At 52.2% G+C, this 5,630-nt stretch carries 6 protein-coding genes and 1 pseudogene; 5 read left to right on the top strand and 2 right to left on the bottom strand.

What is annotated here, in order from left to right; genetic code table 11:
• Nucleotides 1–344 (top strand): hypothetical protein (locus tag ACOYNV_RS25325; RefSeq protein ID WP_422902587.1); only part of this gene is annotated, 344 nt, incomplete at its 5' end.
• Nucleotides 345–950: 606 nt separating this feature from the next.
• On the opposite strand, the gene ACOYNV_RS25320 is transcribed toward ACOYNV_RS25325, so the two are convergent.
• Together ACOYNV_RS25320 and ACOYNV_RS25315 are read right to left on the bottom strand one after the other, a co-directional pair.
• Nucleotides 951–1,793 (bottom strand): endonuclease/exonuclease/phosphatase family protein, encoded by an 843-nt coding sequence (locus ACOYNV_RS25320; RefSeq protein ID WP_422902586.1) that lies wholly within the window; start codon nucleotides 1,791–1,793, stop codon nucleotides 951–953.
• A 434-nt stretch (nucleotides 1,794–2,227) separates the two neighbouring features.
• Complete coding sequence (locus tag ACOYNV_RS25315) at nucleotides 2,228–2,374, bottom strand: hypothetical protein (RefSeq protein ID WP_422902585.1); 147 nt, start codon at nucleotides 2,372–2,374, stop codon at nucleotides 2,228–2,230.
• Between the two features lie 653 nt (nucleotides 2,375–3,027).
• Between ACOYNV_RS25315 and ACOYNV_RS25310 the strand changes: the two genes are divergently transcribed.
• The 4 genes and pseudogenes from ACOYNV_RS25310 to ACOYNV_RS25295 form a co-directional block, all read left to right on the top strand.
• Nucleotides 3,028–3,927: an arginase gene (locus ACOYNV_RS25310; RefSeq protein WP_422902584.1), complete on the top strand. Its 900-nt coding sequence runs from the start codon at nucleotides 3,028–3,030 to the stop codon at nucleotides 3,925–3,927.
• 540 nt (nucleotides 3,928–4,467) lie between these two features.
• Nucleotides 4,468–4,620 carry a type II toxin-antitoxin system PemK/MazF family toxin gene (locus tag ACOYNV_RS25305; RefSeq protein ID WP_422902583.1) on the top strand — a complete coding sequence of 51 codons (153 nt, stop codon included), beginning with the start codon at nucleotides 4,468–4,470 and terminating at the stop codon, nucleotides 4,618–4,620.
• A 13-nt stretch (nucleotides 4,621–4,633) separates the two neighbouring features.
• Nucleotides 4,634–4,825, top strand: a pseudogene (locus tag ACOYNV_RS25300) (transposase); the annotation flags it as partial.
• Between the two features lie 225 nt (nucleotides 4,826–5,050).
• Nucleotides 5,051–5,630: hypothetical protein (locus tag ACOYNV_RS25295; protein ID WP_422902582.1), on the top strand; the 580-nt coding region annotated here is incomplete at its 3' end.

The raw sequence follows: 5,630 nt of genomic DNA, 5'->3' as shown, positions 1-5,630 counted from the left end.
AATACCACCTCAACACGTCATATGATACGTTTATTTATTTACGCCGCCTAAGCGAGATGCCGTTGATGTTTGCCGTCATCGTGATTGCAGCGAGATTCGTCATGAGACGATTCGTCGGCCATTTTTCCATAGTCGCGCGCCTCGGCATAGGGTTTTTCGCCCTGGGTCTGTTGCTCGCCGCCGAACTTCTCTTGGCCGTGGTCTTGCAAGATCGCTCACTTGCGGATTATGTCGCTAGCCGCGACTCCGTCTCCGGAAGCGTATATCTGGCGATGCTTGTGCTATTTGCCCTCATGCCTGCCTTTATGGGGCAAACACGTAGTACCCGGGACCGTAACGCGTGAGCCGCCGAACCCTTCACTCCAGCTGCGGCTGAGTTCAAACATTCCTGAACGGCCGCTTCCACAAAGGCCATCTACCGCTTTGGGTCGCTGGCTGTCATCAAGCGCTGATGGAGTCGAAAGGCAGGAATCAGACTACAGCGGTCGCTCAGTTTTCAGGGGTGGCTGACTCCATCCGACCCACAAGAGACAGATGATGTTTTCATGGGCAATGGCGGCTTTTTGAAAACAAACCTGCCGGCCACGAGGCTCTGACGACTGCGTGCTGTTGAGATATACCCACGTCGTCCATAAACTACTTTATTTATGTTGGCTAACCACAAGGGGCCGCTATTTGAAGCTTTACTTAGCGACCCAAAACGGCCTGTGTGCTTTCTCCAGAGCGGCCGTTCCGCCAAATCCAATTTCCGTGAAATTTAACTCTACGAAGCGGTCGTTGACGGCCACACCCTACCGGCCATTTCCAGCCGGTGGTCTTGCTTCTCCAAAGCCACCATCGATCCTGAGTATCTGGCCGTAATCAGCCATTCGATCAGAAGCAAGAATCTATAGGAGTCGATGTATTTTCTGTCCTTCCGACAGCGCTGGATTTCCTTTCCCACAAGAAAATCAGAGCATCTCGAATCTGGCCAAATAACCAAAATGATCGGATACGAGGGGATAAAAATGTTGATTGAAAATGACGTCCATGGCTTTCACCTGCAAGGGATCACCATTGCGTTTGAAGATATAGTCGATACGCTTGGGTGTGCTGTCCTTCCACCCATCTATGCAGCCATGATAGCTGGGCTGGAAAAAACGCTCGGGGTGCAATTCGCAATACTGATCGACGTATTCGGCATTGCGGACAACGTGATTGTAGGCATGCTCACCGGCCGGCGCATTGAAATCGCCAACGATCAAATCCCCTATGATCCCAAAATGCCTGCGTGATCGAATCAATTCACTGAGCTTATTGTATTCCTCATAAAAACCATGGTGCGCCCAGTTTAAGTGAACATTGGCAACATGCAACAAGCCAAACCACGGAACGTCTATGCACGATAATGTGACGTTACGCGACATATAGTTATCTTTGCGCTGGTCGGCAGAGACGTAAGCGGAATAATTGTGCCGCATCGGATGACGGCTCAAGATGGCGGTACCCTCCCTCCATCGCTGATACCCGATGTGGCTCCAGTCCTGGTGAATATGATACCAATGTCCCCACTGGCGTAATCGATCGCGGATGCGATAAGCCATATTGGAGGGCGACTCGCCGTAAGTATTGGCAATCGGGTCATGCAAATATTCACCTACCTCTTGAAAACAAACGATATCTATCCTTAGGTGAGCGATTGCCTCGGCGATGATATGCACTTCCCGCTCGTGTTGATGCATCGTATCGAACGGGCAGTGGCGGGGATGCTGTTCATAGGTATGCAGGTTAAGGGTCAGCAGAAGAATTTCCATAGACTTTGTTTGCCAGGCTTGAATTCCATGGCCGTGAGTGAGTGGCCTTTAATTAAGGCGCAGATTCATACGTGGGAAATCACTCTATCAAACAAATATGACAGAAATACTTCAATCGATTTGGTTCCCAGGAATGTTGTTGCATGGATATTATAAGTGCCTGATAAATAAGTAATTCGCAAGGAATACAACAATACATATATCTATTTATACCTCCCTGAACCCCTCCATACGCCTTTCAATTTTGGATAGTAGGCAGGCAAGGCTGCGGTCACAAGAGAGTCTCACTGACCTCGACACGCAACCATTTCCCGCATGGGATTCGAGGACCCAGACCGGTAAACTTGCGGCACAAGTGTTCCTGAGAAGATCTGTGAGCCGGTTGCTGTAGCGGCTCCATACGCCAGTAACTGTAACGCTTCATCATCGATCTGCTACAACAGCGGGAGCATCTGGATCGAAGGCACGTTCGCCCAGTGCGCATTGCCTTGCATCAACAAGGCAAACCCATGTTGGCCTTCGTCGGCATACTCGATGAGCGCCTGGCAAGCATCGCGCAGGATCACGATGGGCCGCCCCATCAAGTGTGGGAAGTCTGCCTGTAACTCAAATCATCCTCGTCTTCGATACCGTCGTTGCGGCGATGAAGACGATTCCCCGCGCGAGTTCACTGGTGAAGAACTTCAATTCGAGGCTCCGCGCCTACTTCTTCTATCGTAGCCGGGTCGCCGAGCGCGCCGGCACTAACCCAATAGAACTGATGACCGGCGAAAAACATTCGCACTGGCTCGAACCTCTCGGTTTCAAATGCATCCAGCCCACCTGCGTTCAACGTCCAGAGGGGGCAACATCCCCTCCGGATTTACTCCGCTCAACCAGAAAATCACCCTGGCCATGGCGAGGGAAACTGTTGCCTGTGTTACCAATAACGGTTCTCTTTATTGAACCACGTCGGATTTTTCTCCAAACCACCCATTGATCCTGTACCGTTACCTGAAAGCCGACGTGTGATTGGTGGCACTCATTTTCTGGGATTGTAGGTCGGCTGTGCATCGGTCATTCAGTATCTCTTCCAGTTTATGCATTGGCAATAATCCGGCATCGTAATGAATGTTCGAAATAAGTTTTCGTCAAAGTAAACGGCTATATTTGATAATCACATTGCTGTGATAAGCCTTCATGGAGTGGTCATAGTAACTGGTTGTAGGTGACACAAGGCGCGTTGCCAATAGTCATGAAACAGATGCATTCCAAGCATAATATCCGTATTCGCATACTCGGTGCCGCCAGCGGTATCGGAGCGAAGGATCACGCCTGCGAGGATGGACCAGTTGCCTTCCATCATTCTCAGTCCTGGCACGAACTGGAGCATCATCCTCGGATCGACTGGGGCAGAATCGTGTTCGCGCCTCAAGGCGAAGGCAAATCAACGATCGGCCGAATTGCCGAACTATGCCGCGACCTGGCCGATGAAGTGGTGTTGGCGATGCAGGCTGGCGCATTCCCGCTGATCATCGGTGGCGATCACTCGATCGCCATCGGTACTTGGAGCGGTGTCTCGCGCATATTAGGCCAACCGTGCGGGCTGTTGTGGATCGATGCCCATCTTGACAGCCATACGCATGAAACCACATATTCTGGTGCGATTCACGGCATGCCGCTGGCCTGTTTGCTGGGAAGGGGAGACAAGCGGCTGCTCAATATCGGTCTATTGGGAGCGCAGATTAGTGCCGCGCATACCGTTGTGCTCGGGCCACGCAGTTACGAGCAGGAGGAAATAGCGTTTCTGCAGCAGTTTGGGGTACGGATCATCGATAGCGAGGAAATCGCTCGACGCGGCTTCGTAGCCTGCCTGGACGAGGCTATCACTATTGTTGCCAAGTCGGCTTCTGGTTTTGGAGTGTCGCTCGATCTTGATGCCGTCGATCCGGCGTTAGCACCAGGTGTCGGCAGTCCAGAGCCGGTTGGCTTGGTACCCCAAGATGTGCTGGACGCCTTACTTCGAGTTGCTGGACTGTCGGGGTTGAAGGCACTCGAAATCGTAGAGTACAACCCCGTTCGTGATCGCTACGGTATCACGGCGCGTCTAATTTCCGACCTGATCGAGCAAATATTGCCTGCGGCTACTGCGTAAAGGTGAATCGTGTGCAACTGGTTGCGGGTTTCCGGAATTAGCTGAATTTGTCTGGAAGCCGCAGTAGGCAATGGTTTTCGGCTGCGCGTTTGATGGTGTTGAACCTTGCTATTCTTTGGCCCATTTTGGTGTACTAAGCCGGAATCCACGAAATTTTCAGAATTGACCGAAAAGCCAATACGGGCGGTACTTTCTTGACAGAAAACAACCGTTTCCCGTGCATTCCTTGTTGGGGCATCAATTCCAAACTGGCGAAAGTTGTCTGCTTCACCAAAACAGCCCTCACTCCCTGAAAATCGCCGCCAAAATCGCCTCTAAGTCAATCGGATTGCGCTTATCCCGAAAGGCGTAATGCCCAAGGAAATGCAGATGCACCCATGCCGCCGGGGAGATGCGCCTGAGCATGTCCAGCGCTTTTTCGTTGCCTTCGGCGAGTATAGGGAATATGGGAAGGCTAGGTCGCTATAAGCGACTGAATTACAGAAGAATACTTCAGCCTTACGGCACGGCGGCGAGTTCGCTCGCCGCTTGGGCTTCGCGGTGCTCGTGACCGGCATCAAGACCACCGGTGTCGTGCGCTGCGATCAGCCACGCGTGATTGACTTGGCCGTCCGCCATGCACGCAAAGTGGACACCCTGCCAGCACCGATCCTGGACGAAGTGCTGGCGAAAATCGCCACGCTCTTCGAGTGAGCAAAGTGTGAGCATGAATGAATTTAGCCGACTGGCGATGAAGATCGATCAGCACATGCAACAGCTTTCCGCCCAAGGCGTCAGCGAGGCCTATGTCATTATTAATCGAATGATGGGATACGTCCCCGACCTGCACAAGATTTGGGTCGGAACATCCGACGATCAACTCATTGCACTGCCCAACGAATTCCCCGGGTTTTACCGCAGACATGAATTTCGTACCCCAGAGAAGCGGTTGCCGCCAGTTTATTAATGCAGGATTACAAATTGAAGACAAGCAAGGCCAGCATTGCTAATCCTGCTTTCGATTGCTAAGTAACATCGCCGTAATAATTCTGCAACGGGCAACAACTAGAATCTGACGGCGTTGTTTATCCTGATGCGAGTCCTGACGCTTGAATCAGATTCTCCACTTGGCAGACAATCCTTCATGCGAAAGTATCCGATCAATGCGGTAACCCGTTCCCCCGGTTCCGACAAGTGCGCCGAGGAATTTGCGGCAATCTTCTACAATCATTCCTTGCAGGTGGGCTTTCGACCGATTGCCGATTTCTTGCGCTGCGAAATCATCGGCTACATGACCACGGTTCGCGGTCCGGCCGGCATGGTGCAGGGCTCCTACGGACGGTTGGCGAGAATAGCCCGCCAGTTGAGCTTGCTCAACGAATTCTGTTTCGATTCCGTGACGGCGATCGTTCAACGTTTCCACGAAAGCAAACGCAAGGGATTGCTGTTTGTCCCGCTACCGGCGGGAGCCATCGAAGCGATCGGGCACCCCCTGGCCGACTCGATTCATGAAGCCGTCGCCAACCTTGGTCATCTGCCGGAGTCGACCGTCCTTATCATCCCGGCCATAGCGCCGGAGAAATTTTCCGTTGCCCGAGAGTTTGCAGCACGCCTGCTTGAAACAGGGTTTCAGCTCGCTTCGTCCAGTTTTGGCTGTGCCCTGACGGAGCGGGAGCTCTGGTCAAAATTGCCGGTAAATTTCACGCTGCTTGAAGAGCATTTTT

The organism is Propionivibrio sp. (genome assembly GCF_049316945.1).
Taxonomy (GTDB): domain Bacteria; phylum Pseudomonadota; class Gammaproteobacteria; order Burkholderiales; family Rhodocyclaceae; genus Propionivibrio.
This window is presented reverse-complemented; position numbering and strand designations above follow the sequence as displayed.

Coding starts and splice junctions, on each gene's coding strand:
- ACOYNV_RS25320 (WP_422902586.1), bottom strand. CDS start 1,793: ATGGAAATTCTTCTGCTGACCCTTAACCTGCATACCTATGAACAGCAT.
- ACOYNV_RS25315 (WP_422902585.1), bottom strand. CDS start 2,374: ATGGGGCGGCCCATCGTGATCCTGCGCGATGCTTGCCAGGCGCTCATC.
- ACOYNV_RS25310 (WP_422902584.1), top strand. CDS start 3,028: ATGAAACAGATGCATTCCAAGCATAATATCCGTATTCGCATACTCGGT.